General features: G+C 50.2%; 18 protein-coding genes and 1 pseudogene. 13 read left to right on the forward strand and 6 right to left on the reverse strand.

The genetic code is table 11. The features are described from left to right. The first annotated feature begins 3 nt into the window (after positions 1-3). The 7 genes from ispD (at position 4) to rpoS (ending at position 5,935) form a co-directional block, all read left to right on the forward strand. On the forward strand, positions 4-720 hold the full coding sequence (gene ispD / locus Q3V30_RS04735; RefSeq protein ID WP_306210966.1) for a 2-C-methyl-D-erythritol 4-phosphate cytidylyltransferase: 717 nt from the start codon (positions 4-6) through the stop codon (positions 718-720). Continuing rightward, on the forward strand, positions 720-1,199 hold the full coding sequence (gene ispF / locus Q3V30_RS04740) for a 2-C-methyl-D-erythritol 2,4-cyclodiphosphate synthase (RefSeq protein ID WP_306213076.1): 480 nt from the start codon (positions 720-722) through the stop codon (positions 1,197-1,199). The genes ispD and ispF overlap by 1 nt, the downstream gene beginning before the upstream one ends. Then, positions 1,199-2,245, forward strand: a complete 1,047-nt coding sequence (gene truD, locus Q3V30_RS04745; protein ID WP_306210968.1) for a tRNA pseudouridine(13) synthase TruD — start codon at positions 1,199-1,201, stop codon at positions 2,243-2,245. The genes ispF and truD overlap by 1 nt, the downstream gene beginning before the upstream one ends. After that, positions 2,226-2,987, forward strand: coding sequence for a 5'/3'-nucleotidase SurE (gene surE, locus Q3V30_RS04750; RefSeq protein WP_306210970.1), 762 nt, complete (start codon positions 2,226-2,228; stop codon positions 2,985-2,987). The genes truD and surE overlap by 20 nt, the downstream gene beginning before the upstream one ends. After that, complete coding sequence (locus tag Q3V30_RS04755) at positions 2,981-3,607, forward strand: protein-L-isoaspartate(D-aspartate) O-methyltransferase (protein ID WP_306210972.1); 627 nt, start codon at positions 2,981-2,983, stop codon at positions 3,605-3,607. Before surE ends, Q3V30_RS04755 begins: the two co-directional genes overlap by 7 nt. 142 nt (positions 3,608-3,749) lie before the next feature. After that, positions 3,750-4,892, forward strand: coding sequence for a murein hydrolase activator NlpD (gene nlpD, locus Q3V30_RS04760; RefSeq protein WP_306210974.1), 1,143 nt, complete (start codon positions 3,750-3,752; stop codon positions 4,890-4,892). Positions 4,893-4,942: 50 nt separating this feature from the next. Continuing rightward, the gene (rpoS, locus tag Q3V30_RS04765) at positions 4,943-5,935 is read left to right on the forward strand and encodes an RNA polymerase sigma factor RpoS (RefSeq protein WP_306210976.1); all 993 of its coding nucleotides are present in this window, start codon (positions 4,943-4,945) and stop codon (positions 5,933-5,935) included. Between the two features lie 75 nt (positions 5,936-6,010). Here rpoS and Q3V30_RS04770 read toward each other — a convergent pair whose 3' ends face one another. The 5 genes from Q3V30_RS04770 to mutS all read right to left on the reverse strand — a co-directional run bounded on the left by Q3V30_RS04770 (position 6,011) and on the right by mutS (position 13,842). Continuing rightward, positions 6,011-7,324, reverse strand: a complete 1,314-nt coding sequence (locus Q3V30_RS04770) for a hypothetical protein (RefSeq protein ID WP_306210978.1) — start codon at positions 7,322-7,324, stop codon at positions 6,011-6,013. Positions 7,325-7,492: 168 nt separating this feature from the next. Next, a complete protein-coding gene (biuH, locus tag Q3V30_RS04775) occupies positions 7,493-8,191 on the reverse strand; it encodes a biuret amidohydrolase (RefSeq protein ID WP_428979236.1) in 699 nt (232 codons plus the stop codon). Then, a complete protein-coding gene (locus Q3V30_RS04780) occupies positions 8,188-9,489 on the reverse strand; it encodes a purine-cytosine permease family protein (RefSeq protein WP_306210980.1) in 1,302 nt (433 codons plus the stop codon). The genes biuH and Q3V30_RS04780 overlap by 4 nt, the downstream gene beginning before the upstream one ends. Before the next feature lie 30 nt (positions 9,490-9,519). After that, entirely contained in the window at positions 9,520-10,962 is a 1,443-nt protein-coding gene (locus Q3V30_RS04785; protein WP_306210982.1) for an amidase, read from the reverse strand. A gap of 318 nt (positions 10,963-11,280) precedes the next feature. Continuing rightward, the gene (gene mutS, locus Q3V30_RS04790; RefSeq protein WP_306210984.1) at positions 11,281-13,842 is read right to left on the reverse strand and encodes a DNA mismatch repair protein MutS; all 2,562 of its coding nucleotides are present in this window, start codon (positions 13,840-13,842) and stop codon (positions 11,281-11,283) included. A gap of 156 nt (positions 13,843-13,998) precedes the next feature. Between mutS and Q3V30_RS04795 the strand changes: the two are divergent. Next, positions 13,999-15,482, forward strand: a pseudogene (locus tag Q3V30_RS04795) (integrase). A gap of 34 nt (positions 15,483-15,516) precedes the next feature. Here Q3V30_RS04795 and Q3V30_RS04800 read toward each other — a convergent pair. Beyond that, positions 15,517-16,422 carry a hypothetical protein gene (locus Q3V30_RS04800; RefSeq protein ID WP_306210986.1) on the reverse strand — a complete coding sequence of 302 codons (906 nt, stop codon included), beginning with the start codon at positions 16,420-16,422 and terminating at the stop codon, positions 15,517-15,519. Between the two features lie 315 nt (positions 16,423-16,737). Between Q3V30_RS04800 and hxsD the strand changes: the two genes are divergently transcribed. The 5 genes from hxsD (at position 16,738) to Q3V30_RS04825 (ending at position 22,395) form a co-directional block, all read left to right on the forward strand. Then, complete coding sequence (gene hxsD / locus Q3V30_RS04805) at positions 16,738-17,010, forward strand: His-Xaa-Ser system protein HxsD (RefSeq protein ID WP_306210988.1); 273 nt, start codon at positions 16,738-16,740, stop codon at positions 17,008-17,010. Next, complete coding sequence (hxsB, locus tag Q3V30_RS04810; RefSeq protein WP_306210990.1) at positions 17,007-18,401, forward strand: His-Xaa-Ser system radical SAM maturase HxsB; 1,395 nt, start codon at positions 17,007-17,009, stop codon at positions 18,399-18,401. The genes hxsD and hxsB overlap by 4 nt, the downstream gene beginning before the upstream one ends. Beyond that, positions 18,394-19,506 (forward strand): His-Xaa-Ser system radical SAM maturase HxsC, encoded by a 1,113-nt coding sequence (gene hxsC, locus Q3V30_RS04815; RefSeq protein ID WP_306210992.1) that lies wholly within the window; start codon positions 18,394-18,396, stop codon positions 19,504-19,506. Before hxsB ends, hxsC begins: the two co-directional genes overlap by 8 nt. Beyond that, positions 19,503-20,135: a His-Xaa-Ser repeat protein HxsA gene (gene hxsA / locus Q3V30_RS04820; protein WP_306210994.1), complete on the forward strand. Its 633-nt coding sequence runs from the start codon at positions 19,503-19,505 to the stop codon at positions 20,133-20,135. The genes hxsC and hxsA overlap by 4 nt, the downstream gene beginning before the upstream one ends. 64 nt (positions 20,136-20,199) lie before the next feature. Next, complete coding sequence (locus Q3V30_RS04825) at positions 20,200-22,395, forward strand: AAA family ATPase (RefSeq protein ID WP_306210996.1); 2,196 nt, start codon at positions 20,200-20,202, stop codon at positions 22,393-22,395. Positions 22,396-22,492: the final 97 nt, after the last annotated feature.

The following is a 22,492-nucleotide window of genomic DNA, read 5'->3' on the forward strand; positions in this document are numbered from 1 at the left end:
CCCATGAATATCGCAGACTCCTTTCCGGCGCTTGTCGCTGTGGTCCCGGCTGCCGGTATCGGCAGCCGGATGCAGTCAGAATGTCCCAAACAATACCTGAAGCTCGGCGGTAAAACGCTGCTTGAGCATGCGCTGGAGAGTCTGCTGATTCATCCGGCGGTCAGCCGCATTATTGTCGCCATCAGCCCGGACGATCCCTATTTCTCCTCCCTGCCGATTGCCAGCGACGCCCGTATCTCGGTGGTGCAGGGCGGGAAAGAGCGTGCGGACTCCGTGCTAGCCGGTTTGAACGTTGCCTCTTCCGCGCACTGGGTGCTGGTGCATGACGCTGCGCGGCCTTGTCTGCATCCTGACGATCTCAACCGCCTGCTCGCCATCACGTCGACCAGTAAAGTCGGAGGGATCCTGGCGGCGCCGGTTCGCGATACCATGAAGCGGGCAGAGCCAGGCAAAGAGGCGATTGCCCACACCGTCGATCGCGAAGCGTTATGGCACGCTCTGACGCCGCAGCTTTTTCCGCTGACGCTGTTGCGGGAGTGTCTGACCCGTGCCTTGCAGGAAGGGGCGACGATCACTGACGAAGCGTCGGCGCTGGAGTATTGTGGTTATCATCCTGAACTGGTTATCGGACGCAGCGACAATATCAAAGTCACCAGGCCGGAAGATTTAGCGCTGGCCGCGTTTTACCTGACCCAATTAATTAATAAGGAGAGCGCATGATGCGTATCGGCCACGGTTTTGATGTTCACGCGTTTGGCGGCGAAGGCCCGCTGATTATTGGCGGCGTACGTATTCCTTATGAAAAGGGGCTGCTTGCCCACTCCGATGGCGACGTGGCGCTGCATGCGCTGACGGATGCGCTGCTGGGTGCGGCCGCGCTCGGAGATATCGGCAAACTCTTCCCGGATACCGATGCTGCCTATAAGGGCGCGGACAGCCGTGAACTGCTGCGCGAAGCCTGGCGTCAGGTGCAGAAAAAGGGCTATCGGCTGGGAAACGTTGATGTCACCCTGATCGCGCAGGCGCCAAAAATGCTGCCGCACATCCCGCAGATGCGTATCAATATTGCTGAGGATCTCGGCATCCATATGGATGATGTCAACGTGAAGGCGACCACTACCGAAAAGCTGGGATTTACCGGCCGGGGTGAAGGTATCGCCTGTGAAGCCGTGGCGCTGATCGTCAGGGCGGAAGCGTAATGGCCGTTGACGAGCTGAGCTGGCTGCACGGAAAACCCAGCGCTACAGGGGTGCTGAAAGCCAACCCGGAAGATTTCGTGGTCATTGAAGATCTGGGCTACCGCCCGGATGGAGAGGGCGAGCAGGTACTGGTACGCATTCGTAAAAACGGCTGCAATACCCGCTTTGTGGCGGAAGCGCTGGCGAAATTTGCCGGTATCCCTCCCCGGGACGTCAGCTTTGCCGGGATGAAAGACCGGCACGCGGTAACTGAACAGTGGTTTTGCCTGCGAATTCCCGGCAAAGAGACGCCAGATTTATCTGCATTTCAGCTGGAAGGGTGCGAGGTGCTGGAAAGTGCCCGCCATCGTCGTAAACTGCGTACGGGCGCGCTGCAGGGAAATGCCTTTACCCTGGTGTTACGGCAAATCTCAGACCGTGATGCGGTTGAGCAACGTCTGGGTCTGATTGCTAAGGCTGGCGTACCCAATTACTTCGGTGAACAACGGTTTGGCCACAACGGCAACAATTTGCTGATGGCTCGCCGCTGGGCTGCCAACGAGATCCGCGTTAAAGAGCGCAATAAACGCAGCTTCCTGCTTTCGGCGGCCCGCAGCGCAATGTTCAATCAGGTGGCGAGCGAGAGGCTGGCGCAGGGAACCTTCTCCAGCGTGATGGCGGGCGATGCGTTACAGCTCACCGGGCGTGGCAGCTGGTTTGTCGCGGAAGAAGCTGAGCTGGCAACGTTGCAGGCGCGGGCAGAGAACGACGAACTGCGTATCACCGCGCCGCTGCCCGGTAGCGGTGCCTGGGGAACGCTGCACAGCGCGCTCGCTTTTGAGCAACAAAGCCTGGCAGCCGAGACAGAATTGATTACACTGCTTGAGCGTGAACGCGTTGAGGCGGCTCGTCGCGCCCTGTTGGTGAAACCACGTGACCTGCGCTGGAGCTGGTGGGATGAGGCCACCGTCGAACTCAATTTCTGGCTACCGGCAGGCAGTTTTGCCACGGCGCTGGCGCGTGAAATTATCGAACAAGAAGGTGAAGATGCGAATATTGCTGAGTAACGATGACGGGATCCATGCGCCAGGCATTCAGACGCTGGCTGCCGCGCTGCGTGAATTTGCCGAGGTGCAGGTCGTCGCGCCCGATCGCAACCGCAGCGGTGCCTCTAATTCCCTGTCGCTGGAAACGCCGTTACGCACCTTTACCCATGCTAACGGCGACATTGCCGTGCAGATGGGCACGCCGACGGACTGCGTCTATCTCGGCGTCAATTCGCTGATGCAGCCCAAACCGGACATTGTGGTTTCTGGCATTAATGCGGGGCCGAATCTGGGCGATGACGTCATCTATTCAGGCACTGTAGCGGCCGCGATGGAAGGGCGTCACCTGGGATTACCCGCGCTGGCGGTCTCACTGGACGGCTATAAGCATTACGATACGGCAGCGGCGGTGACTTGTTCAATCTTGCGTGCGCTGCTGCGCGAGCCGCTGCGAACCGGCCGGATCCTGAACATTAACGTGCCGGATTTACCGCTTTCAGAGATAAAGGGAATCCGCGTGACCCGCTGTGGCAGTCGTCATCCCAGCGATCAGGTGATCCCGCAGCAGGATCCTCGTGGCAACATGATGTACTGGATCGGTCCGCCGGGGCAGAAGCTTGATGCCGGTCCCGATACGGACTTTGCGGCCGTGGATCAGGGGTATGTTTCCGTTACTGCGCTACACGTCGATCTCACTGCCCATGCCGCGCAGGAGAAAGTGGCGTCCTGGCTTGAAAGTGTCGAGGTCAGCAACGAATGGTGATCCGCCGGATTGATACGCTACTGGCACAGCTGCGCCAGCAGGGCATTGACGATGAACGGTTGCTGAAAGCGATAGAGGATGTCCCGCGCGAACGTTTTGTCGATGAGGCGTTCGAACACAAGGCCTGGGAAAATATGGCGCTGCCTATTGGTTCCGGGCAGACCATCTCTCAGCCCTATATGGTAGCGAAAATGACCTCGCTGCTGGAGCTGAGTCCCGGTTCACGCGTGCTGGAAATTGGCACTGGGTCCGGTTATCAGACCGCTATTCTGGCGCATCTGGTGGAACATGTTTACTCCGTTGAACGGATCAAAGGGTTACAGTGGCAGGCTAAGCGTCGTTTAAAACAGCTTGATCTGCATAACGTTTCCACGCGCCACGGCGACGGCTGGCAGGGCTGGCCCTCGCGTGGACCTTTTGATGCGATCATCGTTACCGCGGCACCGCCTGAAATCCCGGTTGAGCTGATGTCTCAGCTTGATGAAGGGGGGATTTTAGTGCTGCCCGTGGGAGAAGAGCATCAGGAATTAAAACGTATCCGACGCAAGGGCGGTGAGTTTATTGTTGATACCGTAGAGCCGGTGCGTTTTGTTCCGCTGGTAAGGGGCGATCTCGCCTGAGACGTTAGCAATTACACACATCTGTAAATGGCACCTGCTCAGCGATATTGTTAGTATCTTATTCATTTCACGATTTATTACTGCGGATGCGCGCCTACAGGCCGCCGCAGTGGTCACAGTTTTGCCGTCATGGGGGAGTTAAATGAGCACAGGAAGCCCAGTATTCAAGTTATGCCGAATTGCGGCTGTTTCACTTGTTGGTTTTTGGTTGGCTGGCTGTTCCAGCGATAACACACAGGCTCCTATCAGCTCCGTTGGCGGAGGCAACAGCGGCGGTATGCTAAGCGGCGCTTCTGCCAGTGCCAGCAACAGCGAAGCCGGCGGCAACGGCGGCTATACCGCCCCTCCTGCTTCTATCTCGGCAAACTCCAGCGGTGTGATCAGTGCGCCGCAGAACATTTCTGCCTCCTCAAACGCGGCTTCTGCGCCAGCAAATGAGAACGTGGTGACCCAGGATGGCCATATTGTCTATAACCGCTCGTATGGGAATATTCCTAAAGGTAGCTACAGCGGAGAGACATATACCGTTAAACGAGGCGATACGTTGTTCTATATTGCCTGGATTACCGGCAATGATTTCCGTGATTTAGCCCAGCGAAATAATGTCTCCGCGCCTTACAGTCTCAACGTGGGCCAGCAGTTGCAGGTTAGTAACAGCTCCGGTGGCACCCTGACCGGTGGCAATGCCATCACCGCTGCCGATGCCAATGCTGGCGGTGTAGCGGTTCAACCCTCTACGCCACAAATCAAAGGCGGAGCGGTTGCACAGCAGCCTGTTATTACGTATTCTGAGGATTCAGGTAAACCAAGTGAAGGCAAAATGTTACCTTCATCCGGTACAAATACTGTTGCAACGACAACAGCACCGGTTACTGCCCCGACCGTCAGCAGCACAACTAACAGCACTACCCCCGTGGGTAACTGGCGTTGGCCGACAGACGGTAAGATTATCGATAACTTCTCTGCTTCCGAAGGCGGCAATAAAGGGATCGATATCGCGGGATCGCGAGGACAGCCTGTTATCTCAACCGCCTCAGGGCGAGTGGTATATGCAGGGAATGCGCTTCGCGGTTACGGTAATTTGATTATCATCAAACATAATGATGACTACCTGAGTGCATACGCCCATAACGATACGATGCTGGTCCGCGAGCAGCAAGAAGTGAAAGCGGGTCAGAAGATTGCAACCATGGGTAGTACCGGCACAAGTTCGGTTAGATTGCATTTTGAAATTCGTTACAAGGGGAAATCCGTAAACCCGCTGCGTTATTTACCGCAGCGATAATCCGGCAGAACCTTGGTGTTCTGCCCTTGGATCACGGGTAGGAGCCGCTTATGAGCCAGAATACGCTGAAAGTTAATGAGTTACATGAAGATGCGGAATTCGACGAAAACGGAGCTGAAGTTTTTGATGAGAAGGCTCTTGTCGGAAATGAACCTGCTGATAACGAAATAGCTGAAGATGAGCTGTTGTCACAAGGCGCTACGCAACGAGTATTGGACGCGACGCAGCTCTACCTGGGAGAGATCGGTTATTCTCCTCTGTTGACGGCTGAAGAAGAAGTTTTCTTTGCTCGCCGGGCTCTGCGTGGTGATGTTCCCTCTCGTCGCCGCATGATTGAAAGTAACTTACGACTGGTAGTGAAGATTGCCCGCCGTTACAGCAATCGTGGTCTTGCTTTGCTGGACCTGATTGAAGAAGGTAACCTGGGGTTAATCCGCGCGGTAGAGAAGTTTGATCCTGAAAGAGGATTCCGCTTCTCTACTTACGCTACCTGGTGGATTCGTCAGACGATTGAACGGGCTATCATGAATCAAACCCGTACTATTCGCCTGCCAATCCATATCGTTAAAGAGCTGAACGTCTATCTGCGTACCGCTCGTGAACTGACCCACAAGTTAGATCACGAACCAAGCGCAGAAGAAATTGCCGAGCAGCTTGATAAACCTGTTGATGATGTCAGCCGCATGCTGCGCCTCAACGAACGCATTACATCAGTCGACACGCCACTAGGCGGTGATTCTGAAAAAGCGCTGCTGGACATCCTGGCCGATGAGAAAGAGAACGGTCCGGAAGATACCACCCAGGACGATGACATGAAGCAGAGCATCGTTAAATGGTTGTTCGAACTGAACGCCAAACAGCGCGAAGTGCTGGCACGTCGTTTCGGCCTGTTAGGCTATGAAGCGGCCACGTTGGAAGATGTGGGTCGCGAAATTGGTCTGACCCGTGAACGTGTTCGCCAGATTCAGGTTGAAGGTCTGCGTCGTCTGCGTGAAATTCTGCAGGCGCAGGGATTGAATATTGAAGCCTTGTTCCGCGAATAAGCACAGGCACTTTAAGATGTAAATGCGAAAAGCGGTGGTGAAAACCACCGCTTTTTTATTGCCTGACTCTTCTGCTCAGACGGTCTCTTTTACCTTATCCTTCACATCTGACTTTGCATCCTGCATCACGTAGGTGTTGCTTACCGCACCTTTGTAAGCGCTTAACAGCATCTGAATCGGGTTAAGCCGGCCTTTACCCAATCCTTCCACCACGCCTTTCAGCGCATCAAAGGCCGTTTTCGCCGCACCGACAACACCGCCTTTGAGCACTTCCCACGGATTAGTACTTTCCGATCTGCCCATGCCGGTCAGGAAATTACTCAGGCCCGGAATAAAGGCGAGCGCACGTCCCACCTTCAGACAAAGGCCCTGAAAACCGCTCTTGTTGGTGCCGTTCAGGTTTACCATCTCATCCTTGGTCTGCGTCAGTCTTCCGTCTTTAGGGAACATTTTGTCCAGACCCTGTTCCGCCACATCCTTGACGATAGCCGCTTCGGTACCGTGACGGGCGTCGCCGCTTTTGGTCAGCCCCTCTATTTTCCCGTTAGTACTGATATCACCGCGATCGCCGCCTTCACGGTTATCCAGCGCTTTGACGTTATTCAGGAAATAGGACATGTTCTTGGCCGCCAGCGCCCGGCTTTTCTCATCCGGGTTGTTGGCGGTCCAGTCACCAAACTGCTTCTTGAGATCTTCCTGCTTGATATCTTTCTGATTGCCCAGGTTCTTCAACACCGGGTTGTCATTGATGATTTCATCGGCTGAACGGTTGTCGCCATCCATGTTTTTAAACAGGGTGTCGGTGGAGGGCGGGACGCTGGTATCTTTTTCATCCGTGGGCATCGCCGGGCCGGTACTTTCACTGCCGGTCGTAGCCGCCCCGGTGGCAGAGGTTTCGCCAATAGTGGAGAGGAGATCTTTGAGCTGCGTCATCATCGCGGTCAGCTGGGCATCTGAAGAGGTGCTGTTAGCCGCAGGCTGCTGTCCCTGTTGACTCTGCTGGCTCTCTTTGAGGAACTTCATCAGGCTGTCGAGCAGCATCTGTAGCTGCGACATCTGATTGCTGCTCTCTGTGGTAGCGGGCGAGTTTTCTGCACCAGACTGAGACTGCTGTTGCGCCAGTTCATCCTTGAGCTTTTTAAGCTCGTCCTGACCTTGTTTGATCAGCGAATCGAGCAGGGTTTTATAATCGGAGAGCAGCGATGAGGCAGAAGATTTCTCACTGGTGGTACCGGAGGTGCCGCCATACTGCAAAGGGGTCGATTTTCCGGAAGCCGGACCAAAACCTGTTTCACCGTTTTTGCCCTCCTGTTTCAGGGTGAAGCGTGATGCCAGCATACCGTCTGGCGCTTGATTCATCATCCCACCGGGGTTTACTCTCATATTCATGACAATCTCCACTGGACCAGGTTAAAGAACATCAACGAAACATCTGGTTGCGAAGTGCTACCAAACGTTTCATCTCAGTCGTTACGTGGTTAAGGGGAGAGGATAGTTCCATCGGCCAGGACAAGGGAGAAAAGATCCCGGCGTATGCGTCGCACCCGCCAGGAGAAATTAAGCCGTTATAACGGCCAGCAGATCGGCAGAACTGGCCACTGCGCCAAACACGCCGCCCTGCATTTTCACCATCTCCAGCGCAGCGGCGTGGTTAGCGGGATCGGTGGCGGCGCAGCAGTCGGCGACCAGTAAACATTCAAACCCACGGTCGTTTGCTTCCCGCATTGTGGTGTGCACACAGACATCGGTGGTGATGCCGGTAAGCAGCAGATTCTGGATCCCCTGCGTGCGCAGGATCAGTTCAAGATCGGTGGCGTAAAACGATCCTTTGCCCGGCTTATCGATCACAATTTCTCCTTCTGTTGGCTGTAGCTCTGGAACGATCTCCCAGCCCGGCTCGCCACGGATCAGGATCTTCCCGCACGGCCCGGGGTCGCCAATGCCCGCCCCTTTTTGTCGCGAACGCCAGCGCTTATTGGCTGGCAGGTCGGCTAAGTCGGGCCGGTGGCCTTCCCTGGTGTGAATGATGGTATAGCCCTTTGAGCGCATGGCGTGCAGGAGTTCACGGAGCGGGGCGATGGGGGCACGCGTTAAGCTGATGTCATAGCCCATCGTCTCCACATATCCCCCTTTACCGCAAAAATCCGTCTGCATATCAATCACAATAAGCGCGGTATTCTCCGTGGAGAGTTGGCCATTCCAGGGCCAGCGATAGGGCGCGGCCGGGACAAAGCGTTCTTCCAGCAAGTTATTCATGCTGCCACCCATTTTTTAGCCGTCTGTGACTGAATAACGCCATAGGCGATGCCGCCCGCCAGCATGCCAATCAGCGCTTCTCCGGCATCCGGGAACCAGATATGCGCGATGCTGGCACACAGGGTGCCGAAGGCCCAGCTAATAAAAGCGCTGGTGCGATAAGCGCGTTCAGGCCGCGAGCTGACGATATGGCCCATTATCAGCAGGTCAACAATCATCACAGCCCCAATCGGCGGGACGGCGACGCCCAGCAGGCTGAGCCAGTTCAGGAAATAGCTCCAGACGCCAGCCACCGCTAACAGCCCGCCCGTCAGCCCCAGGATCACCGTCCATAAACGCATTTTGCTCTTAAACAGATGGCTGTAGCCAACCGCGCCGTTATAGAGACAGTGCGTACAAACGGATCCCAGATTGATAAAGACAAACAGCAGCGCCAGCAGATTAAGCAGCGCATTGTGTCCGGTCAGCAGATGCAGGAAATCGCCGCCGTTTTGCGCCGGATTGATGCCAGCACCGGCAGAGACGATCGCCACGCCGGAGAGCAGTGAAACGACGTTCGCGACCGGGAAGGCTGAGAAGGTGGCTACCACCGCAGATTTCCCCTGTCGGGACCAGCGCGTGAAATCCGCCGTCATGGTGCCAGAGTCAGCAAAACCAGCGATCACCATGGTCATGGCGATGCCGATGCTGATACCGCCGTGCGTGCCCTGATAAGCTGAAATCTGGCTGAGATCGCTCTGCTGCGCCACAAAATAGAGCGCCACCAGGCCGAGGATCACGAACATCGGGGCGGCAATCATGCCAATGATGGAGAGCGCACGCACACCGAGGAAGGTGATGCCGGTATAAAGCACCGTCGCCAGCACAATGACCCACGTGGTATTCCAGCCGAATGTGGCGTTAACAATGGTGCCGGTCAGGCCTGTCTGAAAGGCATACCAGCCGATCACCACGGTAGAGAGAAACGCAGAGGCAATGATATAGCCGCGGTTACCGAAAGTTTTCCGCGCCTGCATAGCAAAGTTCAGCCCGGTATTTCCGGCCAGATAGCTTAGTGCGCCGACGTAAGCAAACAGCACCAGATTGCCCGCCAGAATAGCCAGGATTGAGCGCCAGAATCCCAGGTTATAGGCGATGATGCCGCCGAAAACGGCGTTGGTCAGGATCATCGGGAAACCAAACCAGACGGCGGAGACCGAGCGGGTGGAATGACGATGCGAAAGCGGCACCGCCTCATTTTCAAACTCCTGCTCTAACCCCGGCGGGGTTTCCGAAAGCAGCGATCTTTTCTGGCTCATAATGTTTTTCCGGTAGCGGTGAGTAAAGGGTTAGCGGGAGAGGATTGGCGGCAACCGGTGCTGCCAGCCGCACACTTTTTCGAACGCAGCGCTGGCGCGCAGTACCAGAGCGTCATCCAGATGGCGGCCAACAATTTGCAGGCCCACAGGCAGGCCGTCTGCGGTAAATCCGGCAGGAATGGAAGCCGCAGGCTGGCCGGTCAGATTGATCGGGAACACAAACGCCAGCCATTCGGCGGGAGTAACTTTGCGTCCTTCGATAGTCTCCGGACCTTCGATATCAACAGGGAAGGGCGGCGTAGCGAGCGTTGGGGTCAGCAGCAGATCGTAGCGCTGCATAAAGCGCCACATCTTATTGGTGACCGCTTTGCGCTGCCTGTTGGCGTCAGTGAACATTTCGGCGGTCCACTCTTTTTTCAGCATCGCGACCAGATGGGGTGACATGCGCTCGCCGTAGCTTTCCATCAGCTTACGCATGCTGGTGAGATCGGTTTCCTGCGCCACCAGGGCTGCAAAGGTCTCCTGAGGATCGCTGAAGCCGGGATGCGCCTCTTCCACCACGCAGCCCAGCTCTTGTTCAAATACGCGTACCGCCTTGCCGACGATTTCGCGCACTTCAGGGTCAACTGCCGCATAACCCCAGTCTGCGCTGTAGGCAATACGCAGCCCCTTCAGGCTGCCTTTTGCGGCGTGGAGCCAGTCAATATCGCTGGTGGGAATCGAGTGGCGATCGCGCGGATCGGGGCCTGCAATCACTGACAGCATCAGCGCCGCATCCGCAACGGTGCGCGTCATCGGGCCGATATGTTCAAGGGATTCCCAGCTTGAAAGACCGGGATAGCGTTCATCGCGGCAACCCGGATAGAGCGGCACGCGCCCCATCGAGGCTTTCATGCCAAACAGGCCGCTGTGCGCGGCGGGGATGCGGACAGAGCCGCCGCCGTCGCTCCCCAGCGCCAGCGGGCAGATCCTGGCAGCCAGTGCAGCAGCAGAACCGGCACTGGAGCCGCCCGGCGTTAGCGCCGTATTCCACGGGTTGCGGGTAGTCGGGAAAACCGGGTTATGTCCGGTGCCGCTGTAGCCAAACTCCGGCGCGTTGGTCTTCCCAAGTACGATCGCCCCCGCCGCCTTCAGCCGCTCGACGGTGATGTCATCTTCGTCAGGAATGAAATTTTCATATATCCAGGAGCCTGAGACGGTTTTAATCCCTGCCGTTGCAATCAGATCTTTAATGGCGACCGGCACGCCAGCCAGCGGGCCGGCATCGTCGCCCTGCATGATCTTTCGCTCAATCTCCCGTGCCTGCTGCATCGCCAGGTCGGGCACCGGCGTACAAAAAGCGTGAAGCTCGGGTTCCAGTAGATCCATGCGCTGCAAAGACGCCCGGGTTACCTCTACCGGTGAAAGCGATTTATTGCGGATCAGAGCCGCCAGTGAAACGGCGTCAAGATCCAGGATCTCCTGATTATTCAAACCATTTTCCTCTCTGTAAGCGTGCCTGATGCGGGCTGACTATTGCTAGCTTTCAGATAGCAATGCATATTGCAGGCCAGAATTGAGACGGCAGGCTTAAAAAAACCGTCCAGCCACTAACAGGTTGTATACATGTTGGTATTCGTAACGTCAGAGTAAGAAGAGCAGGGTGGAGTGGGGGATAAGTTCAGGGATGATGCATGGAATTGACTCGCCATCACGCGGGAGATTCACCGTTAAAGTGCAGGTGCCTGGATATTGGTGCAAAAAAAACGGCGGCCCTCAGGGCCGCCGTTTTTTAGCTGTCTGGATTTCTCGCTACAGCATCGTTTTCAGGCGATAGATCCACTCAAGCGCCTGCCGTGGAGAGAGCGAATCGGCATCCAGCGCCTCAAGCGCCTCCACGGCGGGGGAGGTCTCCTCTACCAGCAGCGGCAGCTGTGGGCCATCGGCGGAAGTACTGGCCGCACTGCCTGACAGCGTCTCCAGCTCTTTAAGCTTCTGCCGCGCCCGTTTGATCACCTCTTTTGGGACGCCTGCCAGCGCCGCCACGGCCAGACCGTAACTTTTGCTCGCCGCGCCATCCTGTACGCTGTGCATAAAGGCGATGGTGTCGCCGTGCTCAATGGCATCCAGGTGAACGTTGACCACACCCTCCATCTTCTCCGGCAGCGTGGTCAGCTCAAAGTAGTGGGTAGCAAACAGCGTCATCGCTTTAATGCGGTTCGCCAGGCTCTCGGCACAGGCCCAGGCCAGCGACAGACCGTCATAGGTTGAGGTACCACGCCCGATTTCATCCATCAGCACCAGGCTCTGTTCGGTAGCGTTGTGCAGGATATTGGCCGTTTCGGTCATCTCTACCATAAACGTTGAGCGGCCCGAGGCGAGATCGTCCGCCGCACCCACGCGGGTGAAAATGCGGTCAATCGGCCCCAGCGTCGCCTGTTCAGCCGGCACATAGCTGCCGATGTAGGCCAGCAGCGTGATCAGCGCGGCCTGACGCATATAGGTGCTCTTGCCGCCCATGTTGGGCCCGGTGATCACCAGCATCCGGCGCTGCGGGGAAAGCGACAGCGGATTGGCGATAAACGGCTCTTTCAACACCTGCTCCACAACCGGATGGCGTCCGCCGACCAGTTTGATGCCGGGCTTATCGGTCAGCGTCGGGCAGGTGTAGTTCAGCGTCCAGGCGCGCTCGGCCAGGTTAACCAGCACGTCCAGCTCAGCCAGTGCGGCAGCGCTGAGCTGCAGCGCTTCCAGATGCGGCAGCAGCAGGTCAAACAGCTGCTCATAGAGCATTTTTTCCAGCGCCAGCGCTTTCCCTTTGGAGGTGAGAACTTTGTCTTCGTACTCTTTCAGTTCGGGAATGATATAGCGCTCGACGTTTTTCAGCGTCTGCCGACGGACGTAGTTGATGGGCACGCGGTGGCTCTGCCCGCGACTCACCTGAATATAGTAACCATGCACCGCATTGAAGCCGACTTTTAAGGTATCCAGCCCCAGCTTTTCACGCTCGCGGATCTCAAGCTGGTCAAGATAATCGGTAGCGCCGTCCGCTAATGCACGCCATTCGTCCAGCTCCTCGTGATAGCCAGGGGCGATGACGCCACCATCACGAACCAGTACCGGAGGCGCATCGATGATCGCTTTTTCAAGCAGCTCGCGCAGTTCGTCAAACTGTCCCATCTGCTTACGCAGCGTTTGCAGATGGGGCGTAGCGATATCAGCCAGCAGCGCATCCAGCGGCGGAAGCTGCTGGAACGCATGACGCATGCGGGCCAGATCGCGCGGACGGGCGGTTCTCAGCGCCAGACGGGCAAGAATACGTTCCAGATCGCCAACCTGACGAAGCAGCGGCGAGACCTCCGCAGTGAAATCCTGCAGCGCGCCAATACTCTGCTGACGGTTTTCCAGCGTTTTGATATCACGCACCGGCATATGCAGCCAGCGCTTCAGCATGCGGCTGCCCATTGGCGTGACGGTTTTATCCAGCACGGAGGCCAGCGTGTTTTCCATCCCGCCGGCCAGATTCTGGGTGATCTCCAGATTACGGCGGGTAGCCGCATCCATAATGATGCCATCCTGCTGGCGATCCATGGTCAGCGAACGGATATGGGGCAGGGAAGTGCGCTGCGTATCCTTGACATATTGCAGCAGACAGCCCGCCGCCCGCAGCGCATGATGCGCCTGCTCAACGCCAAAACCAGAGAGATCGCGGGTGCCAAACTGCATATTCAGCTGCTGGCGCGCGGTCTCCACCTCAAATTCCCACAGCGGGCGCCGACGCAGCCCACGCCGGTTTTCAATCAGCGACATCGCGGCGAAATCTTCGGAGTAGAGCAGTTCCGCCGGGTTGGAGCGGGTCAGCTCCGCCGCCATCGTCTCCAGATCGGTCGGTTCTGCCAGGCGAAAACGACCGGAACTGATATCCAGCGTGGCGAAGCCAAAGCCGCGCGGCCCCTGCCAGATAGCGGCCAGCAGGTTATCCTGACGCTCCTGCAGCAGCGCTTCATCGCTGATGGTGCCTGGCGTGACAATGCGCACCACTTTGCGCTCCACCGGCCCCTTGCTCAGCGCCGGGTCGCCAATCTGCTCACAGATAGCCACCGACTCACCCAGCTGAACCAGCTTCGCCAGGTAATTCTCCACGGCATGATAGGGCACGCCAGCCATCGGAATCGGCTCACCGGCCGATGCGCCACGTTTGGTCAGCGAGATATCCAGCAGCTGCGAGGCTCGTTTGGCATCGTCAAAGAACAGCTCGTAGAAATCCCCCATGCGGTAAAACAGCAGAATGTCCGGATGTTCCGCCTTCAGGCGAAGGTACTGCTGCATCATGGGGGTGTGAGTGGAAAAATCCTTGTCTATAGACTCTTTCATATTGAATTCACTCGTTTTTATGGTTTTATAAGTACTCAAGTGGCCCCATTTGAAACCCTGATAAACCTATCTAAATTCGAAAATTTGTAGGCCAAGAGTATCCTAGATACTATCCAAAATACTCCTTGGAACTTTGGTATACATGAGGCGAAAATCTTGAAGATGATTCTGAGTCAATCCATAGTAATCAACAAGTTGTTATAGAGACAAAACCGGAGTTTGATTCAGATGGACGAGTTATGTGTGTGCCTAATGTATCTGGTAAGCCGTATCTTATCATTGACAGCCATCGGGATTCACCAGTTGGCTTTAGTGTTAAGGTAAGTGCGACTAAAAAGACATACATCATTCAGAGAAGAGTTTCTGGTGGTGACAGAAGCCCTTCAGAGGGCAAGGCACCTTCCCAAGCCATCTGATCTACAAGAGGTAATGTTTCGGATTTAGCTTCAATTGATTAAACTCGTGAGTTCGCCAGAACCTGTGCCCAATCGATGAGGTCAACGAAAAGAAATCCAAATGTAGTTAAGCGAGAGGCTGATATCGCTGAGCTGACTCTCAGGGAGATTTTCGCTCAATACCGACAACATTTTCTTGGACGAAGCAAACCTGCAAAACCAAACTCAATCCTTGTGCTGAACAAAGCGAAACAAAAGCTCAAAGAATGGGAAAGTTATCGAGTTCGTGATCTGACAGAAAGCATCATTCTCAAAAAGTTCGATGAGATGGCCTCAAAGACCAGAAAGACGGCCGGACAAACTTTTCGGTGGGCAAGTGTCGCTGTACAACATGCTATCGATGTAAAGGCAATGAATGCTCAGAGTCAGCAACGACTACCCGTTCTCCCTAAAATCCATTTACAGTCCTCAGGGTACAAAAGAAATACCGAAGTCGCTCTTAATTGGAAGAAAGCTATAAGTCAAAGGGTGTGAGAAATCCTCTTTCACCTAAAGATATATTGGGGAAGTTTCTCGATGTATTGCACAACAAAAGAAACTTCAATCGCCTTGGTTGCGATTATCTCCTGCTAACGGTGTTGCCAGGGGCGAGAAAGGAAGAAACGGCCTCCCTCTGCTGGAGAGAAGAGCTATCAGTAGAAGAAGCAAAGACTGCGAGCTATGTCGATTTGGCTAACAGGAAAATTTTCTTCTTTGATACCAAGAGCAGGACGAACCATGAGCTTCCCATCTGTGATGTGGTCAAATGTTTGTTAGAGGACAGAAGAGATATCATTTTTGATAAGGAACAAAGGCTAGCTGTAGGAAATGGGTCTTTTCAACACGATCTTCACGAAGCCGAGCTGGACATTACAATGACAGCAAGAGTCTTAAGAATTATCTCTGTGCAGAGGCTGGAATCGTAAAGTTGGGGATTCATGACTTGAGAAGAACCTTTGGCAGGATCGCTAAAGAGCTTGTTTCATAAGCAGTAGTTAAGAAGCTTTTAAACCATTGCAATATGACTGATCCAACAGAGAGGAATGCGGAACCGGATAAAACCGTGTTTATGAAGCACTTCAGCGGATTGAACTACAAATACTGATGACTGCTCCAAAGTTATATAATAGTTTGTTTTCATCAGCTAAATATCCTCCAATAACTGACAATTCTTGGTGGTCTTCGGGATTGGCGGAATGGTCATAGGTATTGCTTTTCCCTTTAAAATTAAAATTTATAACTACTTATTCTTTTTCTTAAAGTAAATGTGAGCCATGTCACTCAAAAGGAAATTTATATAATTACCTTTATTGCTTTTAACAGGAGGGACTGTGCTAAAAATAAACATATTCAGTGGAATGGCTGGTTTGGATAAAGATAAATTATCTAAATTAATTCTCGACGTCCTTGTTAAGTTTGATTCATCATCAATTAAGCTGGCGGGAATGAAAAAAGTGGGTTTGCACTTTAATTCACCACAAACCATCTCGGAGTTAAATCTCACTTGATAAAAATCTTTTATTTTATTAAGCCAAGCCTTGCCATAATATATTTTAGGTTCGTCAGGGAGGAGGGAAATATCCTGCTTTGCTGATATAGGTATAAAAAGTTCCTTTATATGAATGCGTCCATCAACAGTTTCTACAAATCGCTCCTCTCCAGCCAAGAAAGCTTCTACCAAACCAGAGAGTCTCTTACGAGAATGTCTTTTGTGATCTGTATCCTCATCTAAGCTTTTTTGTTGGCTTCTTTTAGATGATGTGGAGTCCGATTTCTCATTCTCTTCATTATCATTTTTTAAAGTTTTTCGGCTAACTGACGAAATATCAAGTTCGATAATATCATCATTTATATACGAAAGAGCTTCGGGATCTTTCATTCCCTTTTTGCTTTTTCTTAGTTCTTGAACAATATTTTCCCCGATTGGGCATCCCTCACTATGTTCAGATACGAAAATAAAATAAGGGTCTCGTTTACGAAACGATTTAGGTTTATCTAAGTTTGCACATGTCACCTGAGCATCACACTTGGGATCTGGACATTTGAACATGTGCTTAGAGGTTATAATCTTGTTGAACGCACGATCAGCATCATCTGCACTAACTAATTTACGTAACTCAATACTAAATGCCTCTTCCAGTTTCATGCGGCTTCTCAATTCCAATTTATTCAATAAGTTAGTGGAATCAACAGACATCGACTCCATGTAATCCTGTCATTAAAAAACTTTTATATAGTAAATTATCTTATGGATAATGGTAAAATTAATTTACATTTTATTTCACAAGATCTACTATCTGGCTATAAGATTACTCTATAAGAAATTTTAAAAAATACCTTAAAAATCAGAAATTTAGTCTTAAATTTTTCTTTTTTTCTGTTTGTGTGATTTCAGTCGCTTTTTTTGAAGTTCAAGTTATGAGCTGAGTTGTATTTTTTCAATCCCATACGGGCTGTGTAAATGACAAAAATCATAAGTAAAAACGAATATTCAGAATGGGTATTGCGGAGCAGCCTTTACTGGATGAGTGCTGTTGCTCGCTGGAAGCTGGATGAAGACGAGCAGAGCTGGGGCGTTTCGTTCGAACCATTCAATGATCAGGTTGAGTTCGAGTTTGAACGGCTGTTGAATGACTACAAACTCAGGCAGAAGCTCCAGACACATACCGGGCAGGTCAGGACTTCGATCATCGACAATGTTCTCAGGAGCATCGATTCGAGACTTGCCGAATGAATACGATGCCATTCAACTTTGATCACCTGAGCAATGGCAAGGTCTTCATCAGCAACCTTGCTGGCTTTCACAGCTTCGTCGATAACGAAGAACTATATCTTCTTGCCGATAACAACTTTTCTTCAGAGCAAACCATCTCACGACTACTTGAAAGCAGATTGTTCATTGCAGACGATGCTACTCAAGCAGTTTCAAAAGCCTCCCTGAGTTCTGCCTTTGCCAAACGACTGATGAACGAACTGGCCGTCCGGCCTATCTTCATGATTGTGCCGACTCTCAGATGCGATCACACATGCAAGTATTGCCAGGTCAGCAGAGCATCGGTTACCGCTGATGGATATGACCTCAACCCAGAACTGATAACGCAAATCGTCAGCACGATTAAGAAGCTGGGCACTCCGCCATACAAGGTTGAAGTGCAGGGGGGTGAACCGCTTCTCAGGTTCGATCTCGTCCAGGCAATTTATGAAGAGTGTGTGAGTTCTTTAGGTAGTGATGCTTTCGAAATGGTTATTGCCACGAGTCTCTCAATACTCGATGAAAGCATCCTCTCTTGGGTTAAAGAACGGAATATCACCTTTTCTGTCTCTCTTGATGGTAATGAAGCCGTCCATAATAAAAACCGTATCCTCACCGACTCTCAGGCTCACAACAAAGCCGTCACGGGCATTAGAAAAATCACAGAAGAGCTTGGAACAAACCGGGTAGCTACGGTAACCACAGTTACTAAGGAGCTGACAAAAGAGCCAGCTTCCATAGTGGATGCTCATCTGTCTCTTGGCCTAACCGACATGTTTATCAGGCCAGTAAGTCCTTATGGGTTTGCTCAGAAGCAGAGTTTCACTTTTTCAATGCCTGAATATTTTGAGTTTTATAAAAAGTTAATGCAGGAAGTGTTGCTTCAGAACCAGAAGGGCATACCTGTTGTTGAGCATTCGGCTTCAATCCATCTAAAGCGAATTTTCAATCCGGGCTTCAGTGGTTATGCAGACTTGAAATCACCAAGCGGAGTAGTGCTGAACTGCATCCTGTTCAACTATGACGGCAAGGTCTACGGAAGCGACGAAAGCCGTATGCTCCAGAAAGTAAATCCCGAAGCAGATTTCAGTGCAGGAGAGTTTGCTTCACTGTCATTCAGTAGCAACGAATACTATCGTTCAGCTCTCTCATCATCATTCAACTTTGCCATGCCCGGTTGTGATACCTGTGCTTACCAACCTTTCTGTGGAGCAGATCCTTGCCAGAACATCAGTGTTCATGGCGAGCCTGTTGGTGACAAGAGTCGGTCAACCTTCTGCCAGTATCACAAAGGGATGTTCCGCTTCCTGCTGAATGAAATCTCTCAGGATGGACCAATGGCTGAGATGCTCAAAAGGTGGGCTTATGTCTGAGGTGCTGAGGAACGATATTTTCCGGTTTTCATCAGACTTACCAGTTCAGCAAGGCTTCTATTGTCTGTGTAAAACCAAACCCGAGAATCCTCAATTTTATCTGCCAAATTTGCTTGTAACTGCGACACAACTCAATTCCAGACTGCCTGCATATTTTGCAGACTCGATTGTGAGCCAGGAACTTTTCGATTCCATAGAAGATGGTGACATTGGGATCGTCAACAACGGCAACATGCTCCGGGTGATACTGTCCCGTAGAGCAAACCACAACACTGTCCTTGTCACCGAAAGGTGCAACAACAGTTGCCTGTTTTGTTCTCAGCCTCCCAAAACAGGCAACGATGACTGGCTTCTCAACCAGTCAGCTCTCGCTATCGCTTCCTTCTCTTTGAATGGAGTAGTGGGAGTGAGCGGGGGAGAGCCTTTGCTCTATGGCGAAGACTTCCTGCATTTTCTGGACTTCATAATCGAAAATTCCCCTGACACAGCACTGCATGTTCTTACCAACGGACGGAAGTTTGCGGATGTCAGCTTTACCAAGCAGATGAAAGAAAGAAGCGAGAAGATCAAAATCACGTTTGGGATACCGCTTTATTCCTCAAGAGCATCAGTGCACGACTACCTGGTCGGAAGCGAGGGAGCGTTTGATGAAACAGTCAGGGGAATGATTAATGCCGGTAACTCAGGGATCAACATAGAACTGAGAGTTATCCCTACTCAGGCGAACTACACAGAGCTTGATGACATTGTAGAGTTTGTTGGCCGTGTGTTCTCGAACATTAACCAAATTTCTCTGATGGGACTGGAGTCGATTGGATGGGCCCGTAAGAACTGGTCATCAATCTTCATAGAGCACGACAACTACAGCGAACAAATCCTTTCGGCTGTAGACACTGCACACAGGTCAGGTATCCCCCTTACCATCTTCAATTATCCACTATGCCACCTTCCTGAAAGGGCATGGAATTTTGCAACTCAGTCGATCTCTGACTGGAAAAATTACTATCCAAAAGAATGTGATGAATGCACTCAGAAGTCTTCCTGTGCTGGTTATTTCAGTTCATCAAAAGGCCGTTTTCATCAACCTCCGAGACCAATAATATGAAAAAGTTTAATTTCGCGGCTCTGCTTCCTGGTTTTTTGGCTCTTAATAACTCTGTCTGGGCAAGTGATTCATCTACTGGTGCCAGTGACTTACCTGGTATGACTTTGAACGAACAGGATTTGGTGATAGCTCCGCTCAACACCGAAGTGCCGTTCTACATTGCAGGACACAGAAGTCACAGTTCTCACCGTAGCCACAGCTCACACCGTTCCTCATCAGGCGGTGGCTACTATGGCGGAAGCACTCCTTACTACCCCAAGACATACAGCTCGCCAAGCACCTCAGACTCATCCAGTTCAGGAACTCGTTCGTCCTCGTCCTCCTCTGTCCGTTCACTTCGCTCTAATGACACAGATAGCACAACCACAACAAACTCAGCAGGAACCACAGGTGCCAATCGATCGAGTAGCGGGCTAACTTCGGATACTGAAAAACGTAAGCGGTTAATCATGCGAGTGCAGTTCGCCTTACTCGATAAAGGTTTCTACAACGGTAATATTGACGGAAGTATGGGACCTGCGACAAGGACAGCAATCAAGAATTATAGAGTTGCAAATGGACTACCTATACCGGTAAGGGAAACCTTGGATACACAGTTGTTAAATTCATTAAGTATTTTAGCTCGCTGAAAGAAGATAGTTACGTTTGACAGTTTTGATATCAATATCATTTTATACTAAAAGGAGTTTAATTATGAGTCAGTTAGAAATTAGAGGTGTAAGAAGCTATTGCAAAGATAGCAGTGTTTTCGTTGACCTCAGTAAAAAAATAAACCTTATATACGGACAGAATGGAAGTGGAAAGTCCACAATATCAGGATACTTTTATAAACCTACGGAAACTGCATATAACCATTGTCGCCTCATTGGACAGGATGATTACAGATATATTGTTTACAACAGTCAATTCATCGAGGATTCATTCTATAATGAATCTGAGCAACCTGGCATTTTTACTTTAAGCCAAGAAAACAAAGATATAATGGAGGCTATAAATGATAATGAAGCAAAGTTGATTAAATTAAAGAAATTCCTTGCTCAGAAAGATGTTGTTCTAGAAAAAAAAGATGAAATGATCCTGAAGGTAATTGAAAGTTGTCAGAATAATATATGGAATAAAGCTTCACACATTCGAAAGAAAGATGGGGGTTTAGGAGAGTTAATGGCTGGGTATTTACAAAAATCTAGCTTTTTTCATAAAATAAATGGTCAAATCGACATGGAAGAACTAAACACTGATGAGATTATAAATGAATATAACATCCTTAAAACCAACAGAAATACAAAATATTCACTTTTAGAAGTGCCGAGTCCTCCATTTATTTCAGAAGCTGACTTAGAATTACTTTCCGTATCACTTTTACCATCTGGTAATAGCTATCTGTCGTTGCTGATTGAAGAAATGGGAAATTCTGATTGGGTTCGAGCTGGACTAAACTACACACACGAAAAAAAATGCCCATTCTGTCAGGAAGACACAATTAATGAAAGTTTCAAAGATGAAATAAAAAATATTTTCGATGACACTTATAATGAAAAAAGCGCTGCCTTAAAAATCCTGCTATCTCGGTTTAATAAAGAATGTGACGATTTTGTTGATAATGTAAAATCAACAATCGCTTCTAATAATTTCATAATAGATAAAGTTGAAATAAATGAGCTATTAGACCAGGTTTGCCTATACTTTAATGCAAACTTAGGTCTCATTAAAGAAAAAGTCGAAAAACCTTCGCTAAGTATAAACGCTATAGTAGAAAGCTCTAGTATTAATTTGTTGCTTGAAAAAGTGGAAAGATATAATGGCGAAATTAAGCAGATTAATATGAAGGTAGATAGTTATGACACTAGTATTGCCGAGATCAAAGAACGCCTATGGAAGTCATTAAGATATCAATGTAATGATCTAATTTTGACGAAAGATGAACAGTTAACGGAGCTATACAGTGAAAAAGAAGCCGAGATAAATAATAAAAATAAAATCTATAAAGAAATAACATCATTAAATGAAAATATTAGCACACTTCGGAGGCAGGTTTCTAATATTGATGAAACAATTAAAAAAATAAATAGAACATTATCCTCTTTAGGTATCTCGCATTTCAAAATTAAGAAAAGCGAGGAGAAAAATTTCTTCCAGATATGTCGTGAGAGTGGTTCAATAGGTGATATTTACAAAACTCTTAGTGAGGGTGAAAAAACGCTTATAACATTTTTATATTTTTTAGAACTATGTAATGGCAGATTAGATAACGCAAATGAAAATAATAATGAAAAACTAATTGTAATTGATGATCCGATCTCAAGTTTGTCCCATGACTATATTTATGAAGTTGCATCTTTAATTCATCATAGAATTATTAAGAATAGCGATGCAGCAAAGCTCGTAGTTCTGACGCATAACCTTTTTTTCTTCCAAGAATTGATAAAATTGGCACCACTTAAAACAGATGCATTTATCAAAAAATATCAATTACATAGAGTTATAAAAGATAAATATAGTAATGTATTAAAAATTGAACGTGATGCTATAAAAAATGAATATGAAGCACTTTGGATGGTGTTAAAAGATGTCAAGAAAGGGCTGATAAGTTCAGTTATACTACCCAATGTAATGAGAAATATTTTAGAATATTATTTCTCATTTTCATGTAAAATGGAAAGGTTAAGTGAAGAGCTTGATAAGTTAGTTGATACTGAAATCGATATGAACTATAAAACTTTTTATCGTTATATAAATAGAGGATCTCATTCAGACTCGATCAACATCAGTAACTTAGGTCAAATATCATCAAAAAAATACTTAGAGATGTTTGAAGAAATATTCAAGAAAACTAATGATGACCAGCATTTCAATAAAATGTTAGGTGTTAACGAGGAGGAAGTGGTCTAAAATCTTAAGGTTACCACCGAGGCACCATCAATCATTAACGATTAGGTAGGGAACGGAGGTGCTGACACACCGTTTCCCACCGTCCAAACCGAAAACG

It is taken from the genome of Erwinia pyri (assembly GCF_030758455.1).
Classification (GTDB): Bacteria; Pseudomonadota; Gammaproteobacteria; order Enterobacterales; family Enterobacteriaceae; genus Erwinia; species Erwinia pyri.

Bases quoted from the DNA above. Each gene is read 5' to 3' on its own strand.
- rpoS (WP_306210976.1), top strand. From the start codon at position 4,943: ATGAGCCAGAATACGCTGAAAGTTAATGAGTTACATGAAGATGCGGAA.
- nlpD (WP_306210974.1), top strand. From the start codon at position 3,750: ATGAGCACAGGAAGCCCAGTATTCAAGTTATGCCGAATTGCGGCTGTT.
- hxsD (WP_306210988.1), top strand. From the start codon at position 16,738: ATGACAAAAATCATAAGTAAAAACGAATATTCAGAATGGGTATTGCGG.
- mutS (WP_306210984.1), bottom strand. From the start codon at position 13,842: ATGAAAGAGTCTATAGACAAGGATTTTTCCACTCACACCCCCATGATG.
- truD (WP_306210968.1), top strand. From the start codon at position 1,199: ATGGCCGTTGACGAGCTGAGCTGGCTGCACGGAAAACCCAGCGCTACA.
- hxsB (WP_306210990.1), top strand. From the start codon at position 17,007: ATGAATACGATGCCATTCAACTTTGATCACCTGAGCAATGGCAAGGTC.
- surE (WP_306210970.1), top strand. From the start codon at position 2,226: ATGCGAATATTGCTGAGTAACGATGACGGGATCCATGCGCCAGGCATT.
- Q3V30_RS04825 (WP_306210996.1), top strand. From the start codon at position 20,200: ATGAGTCAGTTAGAAATTAGAGGTGTAAGAAGCTATTGCAAAGATAGC.
- Q3V30_RS04755 (WP_306210972.1), top strand. From the start codon at position 2,981: ATGGTGATCCGCCGGATTGATACGCTACTGGCACAGCTGCGCCAGCAG.
- biuH (WP_428979236.1), bottom strand. From the start codon at position 8,191: ATGAATAACTTGCTGGAAGAACGCTTTGTCCCGGCCGCGCCCTATCGC.
- hxsC (WP_306210992.1), top strand. From the start codon at position 18,394: ATGTCTGAGGTGCTGAGGAACGATATTTTCCGGTTTTCATCAGACTTA.
- Q3V30_RS04780 (WP_306210980.1), bottom strand. From the start codon at position 9,489: ATGAGCCAGAAAAGATCGCTGCTTTCGGAAACCCCGCCGGGGTTAGAG.
- Q3V30_RS04770 (WP_306210978.1), bottom strand. From the start codon at position 7,324: ATGAATATGAGAGTAAACCCCGGTGGGATGATGAATCAAGCGCCAGAC.
- ispF (WP_306213076.1), top strand. From the start codon at position 720: ATGCGTATCGGCCACGGTTTTGATGTTCACGCGTTTGGCGGCGAAGGC.
- Q3V30_RS04800 (WP_306210986.1), bottom strand. From the start codon at position 16,422: ATGAAACTGGAAGAGGCATTTAGTATTGAGTTACGTAAATTAGTTAGT.
- ispD (WP_306210966.1), top strand. From the start codon at position 4: ATGAATATCGCAGACTCCTTTCCGGCGCTTGTCGCTGTGGTCCCGGCT.
- hxsA (WP_306210994.1), top strand. From the start codon at position 19,503: ATGAAAAAGTTTAATTTCGCGGCTCTGCTTCCTGGTTTTTTGGCTCTT.